Here is an 18828-nt window from a genome sequence, read left to right as displayed (position 1 = left end):
CCGGCCCCGACCCGATCATTGTAAGCGGGCGCTTTGTCAAGCAGGTGACTTAATTTGGAGCACACCGCTGGGCCGGCTTGTCGAGCTCAGTCAGGGAAAACTCGGCCAGGATGTCGTCGACGATCTGGTGGCGACGGGTTTTCGCGGTCAACGTCGAGGGCACGTTCCGGCTGATCCGCGCGGTGATCCCGGCGATGCTCGAAGCCGGGTCCGGCTCGATCGTGAACATCGCCTCCGAAGCGGCATTGCGCGGTTCGGCCGCGGGGATCGCTTATACCGCCTCGAAACACGCGGTTGTCGGGATCACCCGCAACTGCGCGGTCATGTACGGGCCGCACGGTATCCGCGTGAACGCCGTCGCGCCTGGCGGTGTCGCGGCGGCCGAGCAGGTGGCCGCGTCGATCACGTTCCTGCTGAGCGACAACGGTGTGAACGTCAACGGCGTCGTGCCGCCCTCCGACGGCGGTTGGTTGGCCCGGTGAACCTCTCCGACGTGGCGCCCGAGCTCCGCGGCAAGGCGCGGCGGGACCACGCGGAGGCGGCTCTCCGTGGTGAGATCGTCCTCGAGATGGGCGGATCGAGCCGAGCGAGAGGGTCGCCGCCGAGAGGGCGTTCGGTGCACCCCGTTCCCTCGCGTGCGGGCGATGCAAACTCGATCCAACCGCGAGCCCCAGTCGCGGCGGATCGGCGTCTGAGCGGCGCTGATGACGCCGCTCGCCCGCCGTTTCGTGATTCAATACGCCTCCACGAGGAGGCCGGATGAGCAACACCGCCGGGGCGCGGTTCTTCAGTTCGAGCGAAGTGGCCCGGACGCTCGGGGTGTCGCAGGTGACGCTGCGCACCTGGGAGCAGCGGTACGGGATCGGTGCCGCGGAGCGGGAAGCGAACGGCCGGCGCCGGTACACGGTCGAGGACCTCGAGCGGCTGCGGCGGATGCGGGCTCTGCAGGCCCAGGGAACCGGGGCGGGCGACGCCGCCCGGCTGGTGCTGGAGCGATCGGCCGCCGGGGTGACCGCCGGGCAGCGCCGGCAGCGGCTCGCCGAGGCGGCGGAGCAGCTCGACCTGGCCACGATCGGAGGCCTGGTCGAAGACGCGCTCGGCAGCTTGGGCGTGGCGAAGACGTGGACCGACGTCGTCGCGCCGGTGCTGCGCGCCGTCGGAGAGCGGTGGGCCCGCGGTGGTGACCGCAACGCCATGGCCGCGGAATGGGCGCTGGCGGCGGCTTCGTCCGGGGCGGTGGACCGGTACCAGGCACCCACGCCGGCCCGGACCGGACGTTCACCGGTCGTCTTCGTCTGCGGCCCGGCGGAGCGCCACGAGCTGCCGGTCAAGATGCTCAGCGCCGCGTTGAACGACGACGGGGCGCCGGCGATGTTCCTGGGTGGCCTGGTGCCGCTCGACGTCCTGCGGGTGGTCGCCGGCCGGTTCGCGCCGAGCGACGTGGTGGTCTGGTCGATGACGTCTCAGTCCGCGGACGTGCGGATCCTGCGTGCCTTGCACGGCGAAGGGGTGCCGGTGCGCCCGGCCGGCCCCGGCTGGCGGGGGCTGCCGACCGTGGGCGAGCCCCTGCCGCCGTCATTCACCGCGGCCCTGGCCGGGTTCGGCGGCTGACCGCGCGAGCCCCGGCCGCCGGTACCGGTGGACGCGGTCGGTTCGCCGTGGTGGCACGTCGTTGGCGATGAGCACGGCGGCCCACGGCAGGGGAATGGAGATCGCCAGGAAGGTCAACGCCAGCCACCAGACGTGCGCGGTGAGCCCGGCGAGGACCAGGCAGGGGATCCGGCAGGCCATCATCACCACGTACTTGCGGCGTCGCCGGGAGAGTTGTTCGGCGGGCGACGGCGCGGCCGTGGTGATGAGGACCGGCCGGTTCACCGGCTGCTCCCGGGTCCGATGTGGACGGTGAGGACGGCCAGCGGGCCGGCGGTGTTCGCCAGGACCTGCACGACGACGGATCCCGGCTGCCCGGGGAAGTGCGTGGCCGCGGACCAGACCGAGCCGGCGAGCAGCAGGCAGGCGAGCAGCGCTCCGACGGTGCCGGCCGTACCGCGCAGCCGCCGGTCCCGGCTGTCCACGATGGTGAGGACGAGGGTGGCGTGGACGGTCAAGGACAGCCCCGCGGCGACCGCGGGTGATTCGAGGGGCAACCACTCGAAACTGGCGGTCGTGGCGAACGCGGACAACAGCGCCGCTCCCGCCGCGCACCCGGCCGCGAAGCGGACGGTCAGCGCACTGCGGGGTGCCGTGACGGTCATCGCCGCTCCCGTTCCAGGGCCCGGGTTTCCTCGGCCGGATCCGGGCTCAGCAGGGAGCCCGGGACGGCGTGGCCGGCCGAGCCCAGCTTGTTCATCTTCTTCGGCACCGGCGCGCCCTGGTACTCGAGCGGGCTCGCGGCCAGCGGCTGGTGGACTTCGATGAACTCACCGTGCGGCAGCCGCTTGATGATGCCGGTTTCGACGCCGTGGTCGAGGACTTCGCGGTCGGCCCGCTGCAGGCCCAGGCAGATCCGGTAGGTGACGAAGTAGGCCAGCGGCGGGGCGACCAGCAGCCCGATCCGGCCGGCCCAGGTCGTCGCGTTCAACGACAGGGCGAACTGCACGGCGAAGATGTCGTTGAAGCTGGACAGGGTGAGCACGAGGAAGAAGGCGATCGCCATCGCGCCGATCGACGTGCGGACCGGTGCGTCGCGCGGCCGCTGGAGCAGGTTGTGGTGCGCGGTGTCGCCCGACAGTTTCCGCTCTATGAAGGGATAACTCAGCAGCAGCGTCACGAGCACCGCGATGCCGATGGCGCCGGCGAAGAACACCGGGGGCACGGTGTGGTCGCCGACGTAGAGCTCCCACGGCGGCCAGATCCGCAGCAGCCCGTCGGCCCACCCCATGTACCAGTCCGGCTGGGAGCCGGCGGAAACCTGCGAAGGGTTGTAGGGGCCGAAGTTCCACACCGGGTTGATCTGGAACAGCCCCGACATCAACGCCAGCACCCCGGTGACCAGGGTGAAGAACGCCCCGCCCTTCAACGCGAAGTACGGCATGATCCGGACACCGACGACGTTGGTCTCCTTGCGGCGCACCCCCGGGAACTGCGTGTGCTTCTGATACCACACCAGCGCCAGGTGCGCCCCGACCAGCGCCAGCATGATGCCCGGCAGCAACAGGATGTGCAGCGTGTACAACCGCGGGATGATCTGGTCGCCGGGGAACTCCCCACCGAACAACGCCCAGTGGATCCAGGTGCCGGCCACCGGCACCGACAACACGATCCCGGACAGCGTCGCCCGGATACCCGTACCCGAGAGCAGGTCGTCCGGCAGCGAATACCCGAAGAAGCCCTCGAAACAGCCCAGGATCAGCAGCAGACCACCGATCACCCAGTTGGCCTCACGCGGGCGCCGGAACGCGCCGGTGAAGAAGATCCGCAGCATGTGCACGGCCATCGACGCGACGAAGATCAACGCCGCCCAGTGGTGCAGCTGCCGCATGAACAGGCCACCGCGGACGTCGAACGAGAGGTCCAGCGTGGTGCGGAACGCCTGGGACATCTCCAGGCCCTGCATGTTCTTGAAGCTGCCCTGGTAGACGACCTCCTGCATGGAGGGGTCGAAGAACAACGTCAGGTACACACCGGTGAGCAGCAGGATGATGAAGCTGTAGAGCGCGATCTCGCCCAGCAGGAACGACCAGTGCGTCGGGAAGACCTTGTTCATCTGGTGCCGCAGGCCCTTGGCCGCGTGGTACCGCTGGTCCGCGTTGTCCGCGGCCTCGCCCAAGTGCCGTTCGACGGCACTCGCGCCCTTGGTCGGCGTGGTGAGTGAACTCATCGGCACCCGCTCCTCCTGGCTCGCGCCTCCGTTCCGATCGTCACACCGATGCCGTACCGATGCACGTGCTTGCATCGGAGATGCATCGAAGATTACGTCCTGAATCGGCGAATTTCTGCAGGAATGGCTATCGTGAAGCCAATGGCTGAGTCGAATCTGCATCGGAGGTGTCGATGAGTGCGGAGTTCTCCGGTGTGGTGCCGGCCCCGCTGGACGAGGTGTTCGCCTGGCACGGCCTGCCCGGGGCGATCACGCGGCTGACCCCGCCGTGGCAGCCCGTGCGCGCCGGTGCGGAAGCCGACTCGCTGCGGGACGGCACGGCCACCCTCGTCCTCCCCGGCGGACTGCGCTGGACCGCGGCGCACCAGGCCGCCGGCTACCGGCCGCCGCACCAGTTCGTCGACCGGCTCGCCACCCCGCTGCTGGCGACGGTGCTGCCCTGGCGGCACACCCACCGCTTCGACGCCGACGGACCGGACCGCACGGTTGTCACCGATCGCGTCGAGACACCGCTGCCGGAGGCGTTCCTGCGGGCGATGTTCGCCTACCGGCACCGGCAGCTGGCCGACGACCTCGCCGCGCAGCGGCGGTACTGGCACGAGCCGCTGACCGTCGCCGTGACCGGCGCGAGCGGCCTCGTCGGCTCGGCGCTGAGCGCGCTGCTGACCACCGGTGGCCACCGCGTGATCCGCCTGGTCCGCCGCGCGGCGCGCACCCCCGACGAGCGGACGTGGCGGCCGGAGGAACCCGACGAGAAGCTGCTCACCGGGGTCGACGCGGTGGTGCACCTGGCCGGAGCGTCCGTCGCCGGCCGGTTCGACGAGCGCCACCGCCGCGCCGTGCGCGACAGCAGGCTCGGCCCGACCCGCGCGCTCGCCGAGCTGGCCGCCCGCACGCCCGACGGCCCCGGGGTCTTCGTTTCGGCCTCCGCGGTCGGCTATTACGGGCCCGAGCGCGGGGACGAACTGCTCGGCGAGGACACGGCCCGCGGTGACGGGTTCCTGGCCGACGTCGTCGACGCCTGGGAGGCGGCGACCGCGCCCGCGGCCGAGGCCGGGATCCGCGTGGTCCGGGTCCGCACCGGGCTGGTGCTCAGCCCCCGCGGTGGCCTGCTGCGGCTGCAGTACCCGCTGTTCGCGGCCGGGCTCGGCGGGCCGCTCGGCCCGGGCCGGCAGTGGACGCCGTGGATCGGCATCGACGACCTGACCGACGTCTACCTGCGCGCGCTCACCGATCGCACGCTCGACGGCGTTGTCAACGCGGTGAGCCCGGAGCCCGTGCGCAACGCCGAGTACACGCGGGTGCTGGCCCGGGTCCTCGCGCGGCCGGCGGTGCTGAAGGTGCCGCGGTTCGGCCCGGAGCTGGTGCTCGGCCGGGACGGCGCCCGTGAACTGGCCTTCGCCGACCAACGGGTGCGGCCGGACCGGTTGATCGGGGCCGGGCACGTGTTCCGGCACCCGCGGCTCGACGACGCGCTCGCCCACCTGCTCGGCCGGGCCCCGGCCCCGGCCGTTCGCCCGACCGTAGGAGAACCGGTATGACAACCGTGCACCGTTCCGCTCCCGCACCCGTCGTGCTGGCCGGGTTCGTCGCCGTGGTGGCGGTGGTCGCCGCGGTCGGCAGTCTCGCCGCCACGCAGTCGAGGGCCGTCTACGAAGGTCTGAACCAGCCGGCGTGGGCGCCGCCCGGGTGGCTGTTCGGTCCGGTGTGGACAGTGCTCTACCTGCTGATCGCCGTGTCGGGCTGGCTGTTCTGGCGTGCGGGCGGCACCCGGCGCGAGTTCGCCTGGTACGCGGCCGGCCTGGTGCTCAACGCGGCTTGGACGCCGTTGTTCTTCGCCGCGGGCGCCTACACCGTGGCTCTGGTGGAGATCGTGGCCCTGGACCTCGTGGTCGCCGCGACGGCGCTGGTGTTCCGCCGCCGCTCGCCGGCCGCTGCCGCGCTCCAGCTGCCTTACCTTGCGTGGACCCTCTTCGCGACGTCGCTCAACGCCGCGATCGTCGTGCTCAACTGATCGGACTGACGTGATCGACACCCTCCTCGACCGTTCCGTGGTGCTCGGCTACTCACGCGCGGGGTACCTGCTGCGCCGGCGGACCTGGCCGGCCGCCGACCCGGCGCCGGACGCGCTGCGGGGCCGGGTCGCCCTGGTGACCGGGGCGAGTTCGGGCCTCGGCGAAGCCGTCGCGGTGGGCCTGGCCGGGCTGGGCGCCGAGGTCGTCCTGGCCGTGCGCGACCTCGGCCGCGGTGAAGCGGCGCTCGCCCGCGTCCGTGCGGCGGTGCCGGAAGCGAAGGTCCGCACGTCCCGCTGCGATGTGGCCGACTTCGCGTCGGTGCGCGAATTCGCCGCCCGGGAGCCGCGCGCGGACATCCTCGTGCACAACGCCGGCGTGCTGCCGCCCGAGCGCGGCGAAAGTGTGGACGGGCACGAGACCACCCTGGCCACGCACGTGCTCGGGCCGTTGCTGCTGACCGAACTGCTCCGCCCCGCCTTGCGTGCGTCCGCGGACGCACGGGTGGTCCTGATGTCCTCCGGCGGGATGTACACGCAGTCCCTCGCCGTCGACGACCCGGAATACCGCGCCGGGCGCTACCGGGGTGCGACCGCCTACGCGCGCACCAAGCGCATGCAGGTGGAGTTGACGCCGCTGCTCGCCGAGCGCTGGCGCGCGGACGGTATCGGCGTGCACAGCCTGCACCCCGGCTGGGCCGATACGCCCGGGCTGGCCACGTCGTTGCCGGCGTTCCGGCGGCTCGTCGGACCGCTGCTGCGCACGCCCGGGGAAGGCGCCGACACCGCCGTGTGGCTCTCCGCGACCCAGCCGGCCCCGCCGGCGGGCCGGTTCTGGCACGACCGGCGCGAACGCCCCCGGCACCTGCTCCCGCACACCCGGGCGACGACGGCCGAGGTGGCGACCCTGCTGCGGTATTGCCTGGACGCCATCGTCCGGTGAGCAGTCCGCCGGGCGGCGCCGCGAGCGCGGTGCTTCCACTCGCGTCGGAGCGCGTTCCGGACGGGCGGGCGCCGACCGGCGAACCGGACGGCGCCCGCGCCGTCAGCGGCAGGCGGGTCCGAGCTGCAGGACGACGGCCGTCCAGGTCATGCCCACGCCGATGCCCAGCAGCAGCACGTGATCGCCCGGGCCCGCCTCGCCGGTCCGGAGCAGGTGGTCGAGCGCCACGATCTGGTCGCTGGCCCCGAGGTGTCCCACGCGCAGCCCCAGCTCGGTCATCGTGCGGTGTTCGGGCACGCCGAGCGGCCGCAGGATCTGCGTGTGCACCAGCCGGCGGCCGTAGTGCGGGGCACAGATCTTCGCGATGTCGGGCAGGTCGATCCCGGCTTCGGACAGGGCCGTCTTCACGACCGTCGTGACCCCGTCCGCGTTGCGGGTGTCGACGTGCGCCGGACCGCCGTGCCGGCCGAGCCACTGCCGCTTCCGGCGCCGGATGTCCAACGATCGGTGGGCCGTGACGCTGGCCGTGCGGAACGGTTCGTCGCCGCGCTGCAGTCCTTCCAGGGACGGGTCGGTGAACGACGCGATCGCGCGGACCCGGGCCAGGCCGGGCCGGCGCGAGAGGACGACCGCGCTGCCCGCGTCGCCGTAGACGATGCCGGTGTCGGTGCTCCAGTGCGGGAAGCCCGGCGCGCCGAACCGGTCGCCGGCGGTGATGAGCGCGGCTTCGTGGTCCGGGCGGCCGCGCAGCACGCTCGCCGCGATGTCCAGGCCGGCCACCAGGCTGTTGCTCATCGCGCCGAGCTCGAGGGTGAGGCCGGGACCGGCGCCGAGGCCGAGCTGGTCGCGGACGTAGGACGCGGCGTGCCAGAAGTCGATGCCGGGGTGGTAGATCCCGGCGTGCAGGCACAGCGTCGGCCACGCCGCGTCGCCGGTCGTGAGTTCGCTCTGCCGCAACGCTTCCCGGCCGGCGCGGACGGCCAGCTCCGGGCCCGGCAGCGTCGAGACGGCGGTGGACAGCTGGCCGGTGCGGTCGGCGTCGGCGGAGGTGAACTCGCCGGCCGCGAGCGGCACGGCGACCGGCGTCAGCGCGCCGACGTCGGCGCCGATCCCGGTGAGGTGCAGGTCATCCACGCGCATCCGGGCTCACCTCCGGGAGCACGGCTTCGATCTCCGAGAGCGTGTCGTCGAGGTGGAGCGGGGGAGCGGACACGCACCCGGCGGCGGCGAGCTCGGTGGCGACGGCTTCGGCGCTTCCTCCGGAGAACCGGTGGAAACCCGCGAAGCAGGCCGGCCCGGACCCGGGAACGGCGATGGCCAGGTGCGCCCAGCCGGTCTCGCGGTCCCAGCGGACGACCAGCCGGGTGGTCCGGGCGGCGTGGGTTTCGCGCAGCACCTGTGTCAACGTCGTGGCGGTCAAGCCAACTTCCTTTCGGCACGGCGAACAGCACGCACCTCGGGGCGCGCGCTGCTGACGGGGAGGGCGGGAACCGCGTCGTCGGGGCCCCTGGAAACGCTGTCAACCTATCGCGATGATCATGCGCGCCGAGTCACCCCCTGATACACAGAGTGATCAGGTGGACTGGTACGGGAGACGGTTTGCCGAAAATAGCTCGGTTTTCGCCGAGGTCGGTCGTGAGAATCCTTCGGCTTGTGATTACTCTTCGTGTGCGCGCTTGCCGCCGGCCAGTGGGCGCGGGCACCGGTCTCGGTGGTGAAGCGGAACCCGATCGTGGCCGTCGGCGCGTGTCCAGTCGCCATACAGCGGCCGTCCAGTTGCCGCCAGCAAACTCCGTCCGCACGGTCCGGCGTGCTGAGGAGAGGAGACTGGAACATGGTCAAGCACAACGTGGTTCGGAGTCGGCCCGGTGGCCGGAGACGGTTGCTGGGGGTGGTCCTGGCGATCGGCCTGGGAATGGTGTCGGCGGTTCCCGCGGCGCAGGCGGAAACCGTGCCGGCTTCACCGACACTGCAACGCAACTTCACCTCGAGCACCTCGGACAAGCCGGTCGCGAGGATCACGGCCGAGATGAAGTTCGACTGCGCCGGCATGTCCGCCGAGGCGCTCACCAAGGCCGTCGAACAGAAGCAGTGCCCCGCGCCCGGCGATGCGAGCACGGACGGCACGGTCACCGGAAACTGTGGTGCCGCGTGGATCGACATCTTCGACGACCTCCCCGGTGACGGCGTGGCGAGAGTCGTCTGGGGCATGACCTCGTACCAGGGGCCGATGGTCTACCGCAGCCTCTTGGTTTCGTACAACTTCACCACGATCGACATGGGGATCATCTCCGGCGCCCTCGTCGACAGTTCGGTCATGTTCAGTCCGTACTACCAGGCGACCACAACCGCGACGTCGCCCCGGCCCAGCGCACTGGCGCTCACCCTGTCCGGTGGGGTGACCCTCCTTTCGGGCAGCGGGTGCGTCATCCTGTCGCCGACGGCGTTCCTGCCGATCAGCTGATCGGCCGTGCGGATCGCTCGCCACGCCGGGCACTCGGGCGTGGCGAGCCGCTGTGACGACGTCACTCAACCTTGTTTTGCCGCGGCCTCGCCGCCACGCTGCCACATTTCGTAGTTCCCGCATTCGGCCGTGGTCTCGGCCGCCTCCTGGGCCGCGGTGAAGAAGTCGTCGACCACCGGTGAGTTGCGCGACGCCGCCACCGCGAGGCACACCTGTTCGGGCGCCAGATCCGGGATGGGCACGTAGCTGATTTCCGGGTGGGAGTAGAACACGGTCGCCGAACGGGCCAGGAACGAGATGCCCCGGCCGGCCGCGACGTGCTCGAGCGTTTCGTCCACCCCGCGCACGACGTATCCGGCGTTGGGGTGGGGGCGGCTGGTGGGCTGCGTGCTCGGGTCGGCGGGCCAGATCAGCGGCTCGCCGGCCAGGTCGGCTTCGGTGACTTCTTCCTTGCCTGCCAACCGATGGCCGGCGGGCAGCACCACCACCCGTGGCTCGGTGTAGAGCGGGACGACGCGCAGGCCGGTCTCGTTGATGGGCCGTCGCACGTAGCCGATGTCGATGCGGCCGTCGAGCAGCATCGGGGTCTGGTCGTCCCAGTCGATCCGTTGCACGTCAACCAGAACGTCCGGGTGCCGGGTCGCGAACCGGTGCACCGCCGGGGTGACGGGGATGCCGGCCCGGAAGCCGACCACCAGCCGCCGGCTGCCCCGCGCGGCCGCGGTCACCCGGTGGCGGGCCGCTTGTGCGGAGGCCAGCAGCGGGCCGGCGTCGGCCTGCAGCTGCCGGCCGGCGTCGGTCAGCGCCACGCCGTGGCTGTCTCTGGTGAACAGCGGGGTGCCGAGATCCTGTTCCAGTGCGCGGATCTGCCGGCTGAGCACCGGCTGCGCGATGTGCAGCTCGTCGGCGGCGCGGCCGAAGTGCAGCTTGTCGGCGACGGCGACGAAGTAGCGCAGCTTGCGCAGGTCCAGATCCATGGAGCCTCCCGGTCCGGCGATGTCTCCAGGGTATCGCAGCAGCTGAAAGAGGTCTTGGACACGCACTCCGGCCGCTGGCAGCCTCGGGAACAGAGCACCCGACTCCAGAAAGCAGCACACCATGAGCAGCATCAGCATCATCGGCTTGGGAGGCATGGCCCGCGCCATCGGAGCCCGCGCGGTCGAGAGCGGCCACGCCGTCGAGGTCATCGGCCGCGACGCGGCGAAGGCCAAGGACCTGGCCGCCGCGCTCGGCGGCGGCGCCACGGCCGGGACGTTCGGCACCACTCCGACCGGCGACCTCGTCGTCCTCGCCGTGCCGCACGCCGGCGGCGTACCGGTTGTCACCGAGTACGGGGACGCGCTGGCCGGCAAGGTCGTCATCGACATCTCCAACACGTTCGCCGGCCCCGATGACACCGCGCTGGCCACCCCGGAGGGCAGTTCCGCCGCGCAGGAGATCGCCAAGGCCGCCCCGGCGAGCGCGCACGTGGTCAAGGCGTTCAACACCGTCTTCGGGCACGTCCTGGCCCGGGGAGGCTCGCTGGACGTGCTCGTCGCCGGCGACGACGCGGGGGCCAAGGCGAGGGTGTCGGCGTTCGTCGAGAGCCTCGGGCTGCGCCCGCTGGACGTCGGCGGTCTGGACATGGCGCACCGGCTGGAAGGCGCCGGCCTGCTGCTGATGGGCCTGGCCCGCAGCGGGGCGGGATTCAACGTCGCGCTGGGCGTCACCATCCTCGACTGAGCGTCCCGCACCAGCACAACCGCTTGACAAGGAGCATCAGGAGCATGCGCGTTTTTGTCACCGGCGGGACCGGCCACGCCGGCTCGTACCTCGTCCCGGAGCTCATCGCCGCCGGGCACGAGGTCACCGGCCTGGCTCGGTCGGACGCCTCCGCGGCGGCGTTGTCCGCACTCGGCGCGAAGGTGCGTCGCGGCAGCCTCGAGGATCTCGACGGGCTCAAGGAGGCGGCCGCCGATTCCGACGGCGTCATCCACGTCGCGCACCGGCAGGACCTGCTTCCGGCCGGCGGGATGGACGCCGTGGCCGCCGCGGAGCTCCCGGTCGTGCTCGCGTACGGCGAGGCACTCGCGGGAACCGGAAAGCCGCTGGTCGCGGCGGGGAGCATCGGCTCGCCGGGGAACGGGAGGAACCTGGACCGGCCGGCCACCGAGGAGGACCCGGCCCTACCGGTCCGCGATGAGCACAAGGGCACTCTGCGGGCTCGTAACGTCGTCGAAGCCGCCGTGATCGACCTCGCCGAGCAGGGAGTGCGGTCTTCGGTGGTGCGGCTTCCCACCATCATGCACAGCACGACCGATGCGGGCTTCCTCACCACGCTGATCGCCGTCGCGAAGGAGAAGGGCGTCGCCGGCTACCCCGGAGACGGCGCGAACCGGTGGAACGCAGGACACGTCCGCGATGCCGCCGCCGTGTTCCGCCTGGCGCTGGAGAAGGGCCCGGCCGGCAGTTACTGGCACGCGGTCGAGAGCGAGGGCATCCCGTTCCGCGAGATCGCGGAGGCCATCGGCGGCCGGCTGGGCCTGCCCGCCGTGAGCATTCCGTCCGACGAGCTGATGCTGCCGGGATACTTCGGGTTCCTCACGGCCGTGGTCACGCTGGACCTTCCGGTGTCCAGCCTCATCACCCGCCGGACCCTCGGCTGGGAACCCGTCCAGCCCGGCCTGTTCGCCGATCTGGACAACGGTCATTACTTCCCCGCCGGCTGACGGAAGGACGCCGGACCACGACGACTGTGGGATTCATCGGAAGTGGCACCATCGGCAGACGATCCGCGCGGCACCGGCCACCGCGAGGCGGTAACCACGAGCCGGCGCAACCCGGAGATCGCGCGGTTCTATCCCCGCTTCCGGACGCTCACGTGCTCTCCCTGAGCTTTCGTGGTGAGCAGCTCGGTCGCCGCCGTGCATGCCTCGTCGGTGATGACGTGCTCGGTGCCCGGGTCGATGCGCAGGTCCACTTCCGCCCCGGCCTGCCGCAGCAGTCCGGCCGTCTCCTCGACCCGGTGCCGGGGGACCCACGGATCGTGTTCGATGCTTCGCAGCACGACGGGAACTCCGCGCAGGACGTGGTCGTCCGGCCGGGACGGGGGCACCGTGCCGAGGTAGCCGCCGGTGAACAGCACGAGCCCGGCCACCGGCCGCGGGGTGGTGAGCACCAGGTGCGCCAGCAGGCAGGCGCCCTGCGAAAAGCCCCACAGCACCACCCGGCCACCGTCGAAACCGGCCTGGGCGAGCTGGTCGAGACACGCTTCCACGGTCCGCAACGACCGGTCGAGCGCGGGCTGGTTGCGCTCGACCGGCTCCAGGAACGACAGCGGGTACCACGTGTTGCCCTCGGCCTCCGGCGCGAAGAACCGCACCGGCGCCGTCCCGAGCCGGCGGGCCGTCGCGCGCATGAACGCCGGGTCCTGGCCGCGGCCGTGCACGGCGAGCACGGCCAGCCCGGCCCGGTCCGCCGGGGCGCCCCATTCGAGCAGTGCCGCGGTCATGCCGGCACCGCGTCCTGGAGGTCGAGGAACACCCAGTGGGCACCGGGTGCCAAGCCGCTGAGCAGCTTGCCGCAGTTCTGCAGCACGACCGGGCCGGAGGTGACGTGCTGCGTGCCGGCGTGCAGATCGCGGAAGAACCGTTGCAGGACACCGTGCCGCAGCGCCGCCGTCCCCGCCCACTTGTAGACGGTCTGGCCCACGGCGTGCACCGACCACGTGGTGTTGTTGAGCATCAGGCGCGTCAGCGTCTCCTGCCCGGTGTCCAGCAGCTCGCCGCGGTCCAGGGTGGCTTCGCTGTCCGCCCAGGTCTCCATCGCCCACGCCCGCGCCGCGCGCAGCTTCGCTTCGGCCTGGGCGTATTCCGCGAAGAACTGCTGCGTGTCCACCGTCGCGTTCGGACTGCCGGTCTTCTTGGCCGCCAACGCCTTCAGCTCGTCCAGCAGCCGGCGGCCGACCCCGAGTGCCCACCCGGTGTGGCAGATGCCGGCCATGTTCACCAGTCCCATGCGGTAGATCGCGCCACCGTGCCGGGTTTCGGTGGTCGCGATGCCGTACACGTGGCTCTCCGGCACGAACAGGTCCTCGCACAGGTAGTCGTGGCTGCTGGTCGCCCGCAGGCCCATGACGTCCCAGTTGTCGATCACCGTCGCCTGGTCCTTGGGCAGTGTGAAGACCAGCGCCTCGCCGGTCTCGGCGCAGAGCGCGGCGGTGTGGATGTGGGTCGCCATCGAGATCCCGGACGCGAAGTGCCAGTGCCCGCTGATGCGGTAGCCGCCGGCCACGCGCACCGCCGTGCCGAGCTTGGTGCCCTGGCCGGCGATGAGCGCGTACTCGCCGTTGCCGACGTCCGGGTACAGGTCGGCGACGGCCTCCGGGCCGAGGTAGGCGGCCGTCGTGCCGGTGACCATCTGCACGGCCATGAAGGCCCAGCCCACCGAAGCGTCTACATAGGACAGTTTGGCGATCGTGTCGAGCACCTGGCGGGGCGAGAACTCGTAACCCCCGAGCTCCCGGGGGATGCCGACCTTGAACACGCCGGTCCCGTGCAGTGCCTTGGCGGCCTCGTCGGGCACGCGGCCGAGTACCTCGCCCTCTTCGGCGCTCTCCTGGAGAACCGGCGTGATCGCGTCGAGGCGCGCCATGAGCGCGTCGAACTCGTCGCTGACGTGCAGGTGGTTCATGTGTCCGTCCTCCGCGGTGGTCAGCGAATGGTGGCCAGGATCCAGTCGACGACGGGTTTCACGGTCTCGTCCGAGTTCGCCTCGAAGATCAGTCCGTGCCCGTTGCCGGTGATGCCGAAGTCCGGCAGGTGCAGGTGCCGGACGCGAGCCCCGGCACCGGCCAGGAACTCCACGATCTGCGGGGCGAACGCGGCGAACGCCGACGCCCCGCCCGTCACCACCGCGACCGGCTTGCCCGCCAGGGCCGGGATGCGCCGCCCGGTGACCTCGGACGGGTCGCCGGCCGGCGGGTCGTAGGTGATCTCCGTGCTGGTGAGACCCCACGTCAGCGCGCCCAGCCCGGGGAACTGCGCGAAGGCGGGACCCATCGGCTCGATCGCGGTGATGGCGACGACCTTCTCCGGCCGCGCGTCCGCGGTCAGCCAGCCGATCGGACCGCCCGCCGAGTGGGTCACCAGCACGGCCTCGCCCACGATGTCGAGCAGCCGGCCCAGCCGGTCCGCGTCGAGGCGTTGCGACTCGGCCAGGTCGGCCGGGAGCGGACCCATCGGGCAGAGGAGCTGATCCAGGTGCTCCGGCCCGTATGTCCACTGGGTCTGCGCGTCATTCACCTCGTCGGGCAGGAAGAGCGCCCGCGCCGCCTCGTACGGGAACGGCGCGCCCATCGGGCCGACCACATCGGGGTGGTACGGCGAGCGTCCGTGCCCGCAGCGGTCGACGACGTAGACCGCGAAGCCCGCTTCGACGAACCGGGTCGCCCACCCCGGCCTGCCGTCGGGGGTGCCGGTCCAGTCGGTGCCCTGCCCGCCGCCGCCGTGCACGAGCACGAGCGGCACGGGATGAGCTTCGCCCGGCGGCGCTTCCCACTGCACGAACAGCGGTGCCCGCTGCACGGTCCCGTACTCGGTGCGCACCCGCTCGCCGGGCACCCAGAACTGGCCGCGCCGGACGGTGATCTCGTACCCGCCGGCCACGTGCGGAGCTGGCATGTGATCCCGTCCTCAGATGTCGATCGGTTCCAGCCGCCCCAGGATTTCGTCGCGGCGGTGCTCGAACTGCTCCGGCAGCTGGAACCGGGTGCCCAGCTCGTGCGGGGACTCGTCGCAGGTCCAGCCGCCGTCGGCGTGGGTCACGGCGAGCTCGAACAGCGCACCGCTCGGCGTGCGCACGTACACGCTCTTGAAGTACTTGCGGTCCTTCAGCTCGGAGATGTCGGTGTACCCGCGCCCTTCGATCTCGAACTTCACCGCGTCCTGGTTCTCCAGGGTGCTGACGTTCCACGCGAAGTGGTGGTAGGTGCCGGCGCCGTAGCTCCAGGTGCCCTGGTCGCCGGTGCGGTCGACGGTGATCTCGAGGTGGTTGCCGTGCTTGGCGTCGCCGATCCGCAGCCCGATGACATCGCCCTCCTCGGCGAGGGCGTCCTGGGCGAAGAACGACTCGCCGGCGAACTCGACCATGCGGTCCGGGGTGGTCATGTGCACACCCACGCCGTGGATGCCGTGGATCGCGTGCTCCTGCGGCACGCCGTGGCCGGGGTGGCCCACCCGCTCGTCGCCGTCGTTGCCGACGAACAGGTACTCGATGCCCGACGGGTGCCGGAACGCGAGCCGGCGCCGGCCGAACCGTTCGACGTCGGTGACCTCGATGCCGTGCCCGGTCAGCCGGTCGTGCCAGAAGTCCAGCGAGTGGTCCGGGACCGACAGCAGGACCTCGCGAGCCTGGTTGGTGCCGCGCTTGCCGAAGAACCCGGCCTGCGCCCAGGGAAAGGTCGTGACGACGCTCGACGGGTCGCCCGCGGCGTTCGAGTAGTACAGGTGGTAGATCGGCAGGGAGCCGTCGAACAGGACGGTGCGCTTGATGAAGCGCATGCCGAGGATCTTGACGTGGAAGTCGACGTCTTCCTGGGCGTCCGCCACGGAGAGCGTCACGTGGTGCGAACCCTGCACGTAGGTCATGGGTGGCTCCTCTGCACTGAGATGTCCGCCGAGGGGGACTGTAGGAACGCCGCCGGCCGGTGTGTGGCGCGAGCGCGCACGACGATGTCGAACCAGCGCACCCGTGGCCTGCGGCGCGCCGGCTGGGTACCGTGGCCTGAACGACCGTGGAGATGACGATGACGTCATTCACAGCGCTGACGGAGCAGTACACCGGGGTGGCGCCGCGTCCGATCTCGTTCACGTCCTGGGCGGACGCCGTCCGGCGCAGTGTGCTGAGCTTCGACTTCGACTGCGACCGGCCGGACCGGTTCACCGGCCGGGTCCGCGACCGGCACCTGCACGGGGTCAGCTTCGTCGACATGGCCTCCGGACGGCACGCCGCCTACCGCGACCACCACACGATCCGCCCCGCCGACGCCGGGTTCTACGTGCTCACCCTGCAGCTCGCCGGCGAGATCCGCATCGCTCAGGACGGCCGCGCCGCTCTGCTCGAGCCCGGTCTGTTCGCGCTCTACGACTCGGGCAAGCCGGCCACGCTGACCGTCGGCGACGGCTACCGCTCCACCTGCATCCGGTTCCCCAAGACCGCGATCACACCCCGGCAGGACGATCCGCTGGCCGAGCTCACCGCGCGGCCGTTCGCCTGCGGGCCGGGCCTCACCGACACGGTGTGGAGCGCGGTGCTCAGCGTCAACCGCAACCTCGAGTCGCTCGGCGTGCACGGGCCTGCCGCCGTGCGGTCCCTGATGGCCCTCGTCGGCACGATGCTGCGCGGTGAACTCGGGCACCACGTCCCCGCGCCGTCCCGCCACGACGACCTGCTCGAGCGGATCCTCGGCCATATCGACGCCCACCTGGCCGATGCCGATCTCGGTCCCGGCCCGATCGCGGCCGCGCACTTCCTGTCGCCGCGGGCCCTGCACATCCTCTTCGAGCGAACCGGCACCACGGTGTCCCGCTGCATCCGCGAGCGGCGCGTCGAACGTTGCCGGCTCGATCTGGCCGACCCCGCACTCACGCAGGTCCCGGCGGCCGCCATCGGCGCCCGCTGGGGATTCCCCGGCGCCTCCCATTTCGGGCAGGTCTTCAAACGGGAAACCGGCCTGACGCCCGCGGAGTTCCGCCGGCGGACGCTCGCCGGGCCGGTCGAGACCGGCGCTTGACGTTGACACGGTGACAAGGTCTTCACTGGGTGCCGGAGGTGGTTCCGATCAACTCGGCACACAAGGATTCACCCAGTACGCGCCTGCTCGACGCGCTGGGCGCCGGAAACTCGTCAACGCGGCTGCAGGCGGCGCTGGTCGCCGGCACGGACGCCGACCCCGGCCTGGTCGACGCGCTCGTGGCGCGGTGCGCGGTCGAGCCGGACTTCTTCGTGCGTGACATGCTCACCTGGGCCTTGACCCGCCTGCCGCCGGAGGTCACGGTGCCCCGGCTCCTCTCCGAGCTGCGGTCCGGGCGCGCTCAGCCCCGGAGCCAGGCGCTGCACACGCTGTCGAAGATCGGGGACCGGACGGCGTGGCCCGCCATCACGCGGTCGGTGCTGTACGACGCCGACGACGAGGTCGCGCGAAGCGCCTGGCGTGCTGCTGTTGTCCTCGTGCCACCCGAAGCGCGGAACGGGCTGGCCCTGGACCTGGCCGCGCAGTTCGGGCGCGGCGACCGGACCGTGCAGCTGAGCCTCAGCCGGGCGCTCGTCGCACTCGGCGACGAGATCGGGCCGGCCCTGCGGACCGGCCTGGCGAGCCGGGACCCGGCGGTGCGGGCGCACGCCCGTGCCACCGAGCGGCTCCTCCTCGACCCCGACGCCGGGTTCGAGCCGGCCGTCGACGAGGCGAAACGGGTCGTCGCGCTCGGCCCGGAACGTGCCGGGGGCACGGCGTGCTGATCGGCGAAGTGGCGCGCCGCTGCGGGGTGAGCACCCGGATGCTCCGGCACTACGACTCGCTCGGGCTGGTGCGACCGACCGGCCGCACCGTGGGTGGCTACCGCGAGTACTCCGCCGAGGACATCCGCCGGATCTTCCACGTGGAGGGCCTGCGGTCCCTGGGACTGTCCCTGCGGCAGATCGGCGGTCTGCTGGCGGATCCCGCCTTCACCCCGGCCGCCCTGGTCGGTGACCTGATCCGGCGGACCGAAGACCGGCTGAAGCGGGAGCAGGAGCTCCTCGAGCGGCTCCGGACGATCGATGCCTCGGCGCCGTCGGGCTGGGCGGGCGTCCTGCGGGTCGTGGAGCTCTTGCGCGGGCTCGGCTCGCCCAGCGCCGCACGCCGGCAGCAGACCGTCCTGGCCCCGGCCGAGGACGTGCCGCTGCCCGCCGAGCTGCTGGCCAGGGCCGTCCTCGCCGAATCCGATCCGAACGTCGCCGGCGCCCTGCGGTGGGCGCTGGCGCGGGCGGGCGACGACGGTGTGGCCGGCGTGGCGTCCGGAATGGGTTCGGACGACGCCGACGTCCGGCGGCGCGCAGGCACGCCGCGCCGGCCTTGGGCCGGCGTGGTGCGATCGCGGCCGTGCCGACCCTGGTCGGCATGGTGGTCGAGGGCACGAACGACGTCGAGGCGGCCGAGGTGCTGGGCACCCTGGCACGGGACCCCGCGGGCACGGACCGGATCATGAGCGCGCTCACCGGCGCGCTCGCCGCACACACCACGGACTCCGCCGTGCGGATCCGGCTGGCCCAGGCACTCGTCGAGCTGCCGGGGACCGCCGCGTGCGGTGTCCTGCGGCAGCTGGCCGACGACGACGACCGGGCCGTCGCCCGCATCGCCTCGGCCTTCGTGGGGGTGCTCGAATCGCGGTCCCACGACTGAGCACCCGGCATCGTCCACAAAGGACTGTGCGTCCGGTTGCCGGTGCCGGGGCGCCACCGCAACCCGCTGAACGGGCGACGCTTTGTCGCGCTGAGTGTCAACCTCGCTTGACCGCCCGCGTGGTCGGTGAATCGGCCCGGCACCGCGCGTTTGCCGTGGGCCGTGGCCCGGT

The 18828-nt window shown here is 71.9% G+C and carries 20 protein-coding genes and 1 pseudogene; 11 read left to right on the top strand and 10 right to left on the bottom strand.

Annotated elements, in window-relative coordinates; translation table 11 throughout:
* Positions 1–77: 77 nt before the first annotated feature.
* Complete coding sequence (locus tag ACIA5G_RS15710) at positions 78–482, top strand: SDR family NAD(P)-dependent oxidoreductase (protein WP_395923610.1); 405 nt, start codon at positions 78–80, stop codon at positions 480–482.
* A gap of 277 nt (positions 483–759) precedes the next feature.
* Positions 760–1611 (top strand): MerR family transcriptional regulator, encoded by an 852-nt coding sequence (locus ACIA5G_RS15705; RefSeq protein ID WP_395923609.1) that lies wholly within the window; start codon positions 760–762, stop codon positions 1609–1611.
* Here the strand turns inward: ACIA5G_RS15705 and ACIA5G_RS15700 are convergent.
* The 3 genes from ACIA5G_RS15700 to ACIA5G_RS15690 are packed head-to-tail and all read right to left on the bottom strand — an operon-like array spanning position 1576 to position 3820.
* Entirely contained in the window at positions 1576–1875 is a 300-nt protein-coding gene (locus ACIA5G_RS15700) for a DUF3099 domain-containing protein (protein ID WP_395923608.1), read from the bottom strand. The two genes, ACIA5G_RS15705 and ACIA5G_RS15700, sit on opposite strands and share 36 nt — an antisense overlap.
* The gene (locus ACIA5G_RS15695) at positions 1872–2255 is read right to left on the bottom strand and encodes a hypothetical protein (protein ID WP_395923607.1); all 384 of its coding nucleotides are present in this window, start codon (positions 2253–2255) and stop codon (positions 1872–1874) included. The genes ACIA5G_RS15700 and ACIA5G_RS15695 overlap by 4 nt, the downstream gene beginning before the upstream one ends.
* Positions 2252–3820 carry a cytochrome bc complex cytochrome b subunit gene (locus ACIA5G_RS15690; protein WP_395923606.1) on the bottom strand — a complete coding sequence of 523 codons (1569 nt, stop codon included), beginning with the start codon at positions 3818–3820 and terminating at the stop codon, positions 2252–2254. The genes ACIA5G_RS15695 and ACIA5G_RS15690 overlap by 4 nt, the downstream gene beginning before the upstream one ends.
* Before the next feature lie 173 nt (positions 3821–3993).
* Here ACIA5G_RS15690 and ACIA5G_RS15685 point away from each other — a divergent pair, with 173 nt between their 5' ends.
* Genes ACIA5G_RS15685 through ACIA5G_RS15675 form a run of 3 tightly spaced genes read left to right on the top strand, consistent with a single transcriptional unit; the run spans position 3994 to position 6774 of the window.
* Complete coding sequence (locus ACIA5G_RS15685) at positions 3994–5361, top strand: TIGR01777 family oxidoreductase (RefSeq protein ID WP_395923605.1); 1368 nt, start codon at positions 3994–3996, stop codon at positions 5359–5361.
* Positions 5358–5834, top strand: coding sequence for a TspO/MBR family protein (locus ACIA5G_RS15680; protein ID WP_395923604.1), 477 nt, complete (start codon positions 5358–5360; stop codon positions 5832–5834). The genes ACIA5G_RS15685 and ACIA5G_RS15680 overlap by 4 nt, the downstream gene beginning before the upstream one ends.
* Positions 5835–5844: 10 nt before the next feature.
* Positions 5845–6774 carry an SDR family NAD(P)-dependent oxidoreductase gene (locus ACIA5G_RS15675; protein WP_395923603.1) on the top strand — a complete coding sequence of 310 codons (930 nt, stop codon included), beginning with the start codon at positions 5845–5847 and terminating at the stop codon, positions 6772–6774.
* A gap of 102 nt (positions 6775–6876) precedes the next feature.
* Here the strand turns inward: ACIA5G_RS15675 and ACIA5G_RS15670 are convergent, their stop codons facing one another.
* Together ACIA5G_RS15670 and ACIA5G_RS15665 are read right to left on the bottom strand one after the other, a co-directional pair.
* Positions 6877–7914, bottom strand: a complete 1038-nt coding sequence (locus ACIA5G_RS15670; RefSeq protein WP_395923602.1) for a ketoacyl-ACP synthase III family protein — start codon at positions 7912–7914, stop codon at positions 6877–6879.
* Complete coding sequence (locus ACIA5G_RS15665; RefSeq protein WP_395923601.1) at positions 7901–8194, bottom strand: hypothetical protein; 294 nt, start codon at positions 8192–8194, stop codon at positions 7901–7903. The genes ACIA5G_RS15670 and ACIA5G_RS15665 overlap by 14 nt, the downstream gene beginning before the upstream one ends.
* A gap of 414 nt (positions 8195–8608) precedes the next feature.
* Here ACIA5G_RS15665 and ACIA5G_RS15660 point away from each other — a divergent pair, with 414 nt between their 5' ends.
* Entirely contained in the window at positions 8609–9238 is a 630-nt protein-coding gene (locus ACIA5G_RS15660) for a hypothetical protein (RefSeq protein ID WP_395923600.1), read from the top strand.
* A gap of 65 nt (positions 9239–9303) precedes the next feature.
* Here ACIA5G_RS15660 and ACIA5G_RS15655 read toward each other — a convergent pair whose 3' ends face one another.
* Positions 9304–10215 (bottom strand): LysR family transcriptional regulator, encoded by a 912-nt coding sequence (locus ACIA5G_RS15655; RefSeq protein ID WP_395923599.1) that lies wholly within the window; start codon positions 10213–10215, stop codon positions 9304–9306.
* 121 nt (positions 10216–10336) lie between these two features.
* On the opposite strand from ACIA5G_RS15655, the gene ACIA5G_RS15650 reads away from it, so the two are divergent.
* Positions 10337–10960 (top strand): NADPH-dependent F420 reductase, encoded by a 624-nt coding sequence (locus ACIA5G_RS15650; RefSeq protein WP_395923598.1) that lies wholly within the window; start codon positions 10337–10339, stop codon positions 10958–10960.
* A gap of 44 nt (positions 10961–11004) precedes the next feature.
* Positions 11005–11946 (top strand): SDR family oxidoreductase, encoded by a 942-nt coding sequence (locus tag ACIA5G_RS15645; protein ID WP_395923597.1) that lies wholly within the window; start codon positions 11005–11007, stop codon positions 11944–11946.
* 128 nt (positions 11947–12074) lie between these two features.
* On the opposite strand, the gene ACIA5G_RS15640 is transcribed toward ACIA5G_RS15645, so the two are convergent.
* Genes ACIA5G_RS15640 through ACIA5G_RS15625 form a run of 4 tightly spaced genes read right to left on the bottom strand, consistent with a single transcriptional unit; the run spans position 12075 to position 15864 of the window.
* On the bottom strand, positions 12075–12728 hold the full coding sequence (locus ACIA5G_RS15640) for an alpha/beta hydrolase (RefSeq protein ID WP_395923596.1): 654 nt from the start codon (positions 12726–12728) through the stop codon (positions 12075–12077).
* Positions 12725–13909: an acyl-CoA dehydrogenase family protein gene (locus ACIA5G_RS15635; RefSeq protein ID WP_395923595.1), complete on the bottom strand. Its 1185-nt coding sequence runs from the start codon at positions 13907–13909 to the stop codon at positions 12725–12727. Before ACIA5G_RS15635 ends, ACIA5G_RS15640 begins: the two co-directional genes overlap by 4 nt.
* Before the next feature lie 20 nt (positions 13910–13929).
* On the bottom strand, positions 13930–14898 hold the full coding sequence (locus ACIA5G_RS15630; RefSeq protein WP_395923594.1) for an alpha/beta fold hydrolase: 969 nt from the start codon (positions 14896–14898) through the stop codon (positions 13930–13932).
* A 12-nt stretch (positions 14899–14910) separates the two neighbouring features.
* Positions 14911–15864 carry a VOC family protein gene (locus tag ACIA5G_RS15625; protein ID WP_395923593.1) on the bottom strand — a complete coding sequence of 318 codons (954 nt, stop codon included), beginning with the start codon at positions 15862–15864 and terminating at the stop codon, positions 14911–14913.
* 158 nt (positions 15865–16022) lie between these two features.
* On the opposite strand from ACIA5G_RS15625, the gene ACIA5G_RS15620 reads away from it, so the two are divergent.
* From ACIA5G_RS15620 to ACIA5G_RS15610, 3 genes and pseudogenes are all read left to right on the top strand, one after another.
* Positions 16023–17009, top strand: a complete 987-nt coding sequence (locus ACIA5G_RS15620) for a helix-turn-helix domain-containing protein (protein WP_395923592.1) — start codon at positions 16023–16025, stop codon at positions 17007–17009.
* A gap of 29 nt (positions 17010–17038) precedes the next feature.
* Complete coding sequence (locus tag ACIA5G_RS15615; RefSeq protein WP_395923591.1) at positions 17039–17734, top strand: HEAT repeat domain-containing protein; 696 nt, start codon at positions 17039–17041, stop codon at positions 17732–17734.
* A pseudogene (locus ACIA5G_RS15610) lies at positions 17728–18656 on the top strand (MerR family transcriptional regulator). Before ACIA5G_RS15615 ends, ACIA5G_RS15610 begins: the two are co-directional and overlap by 7 nt.
* Positions 18657–18828: the final 172 nt, after the last annotated feature.

Source organism: Amycolatopsis sp. NPDC051758, assembly GCF_044453095.1.
Classification (GTDB): Bacteria; Actinomycetota; Actinomycetes; order Mycobacteriales; family Pseudonocardiaceae; genus Amycolatopsis.
Note: the sequence above shows the minus strand (reverse complement) of the source record. Positions and strands in the feature narration are given on the sequence as shown.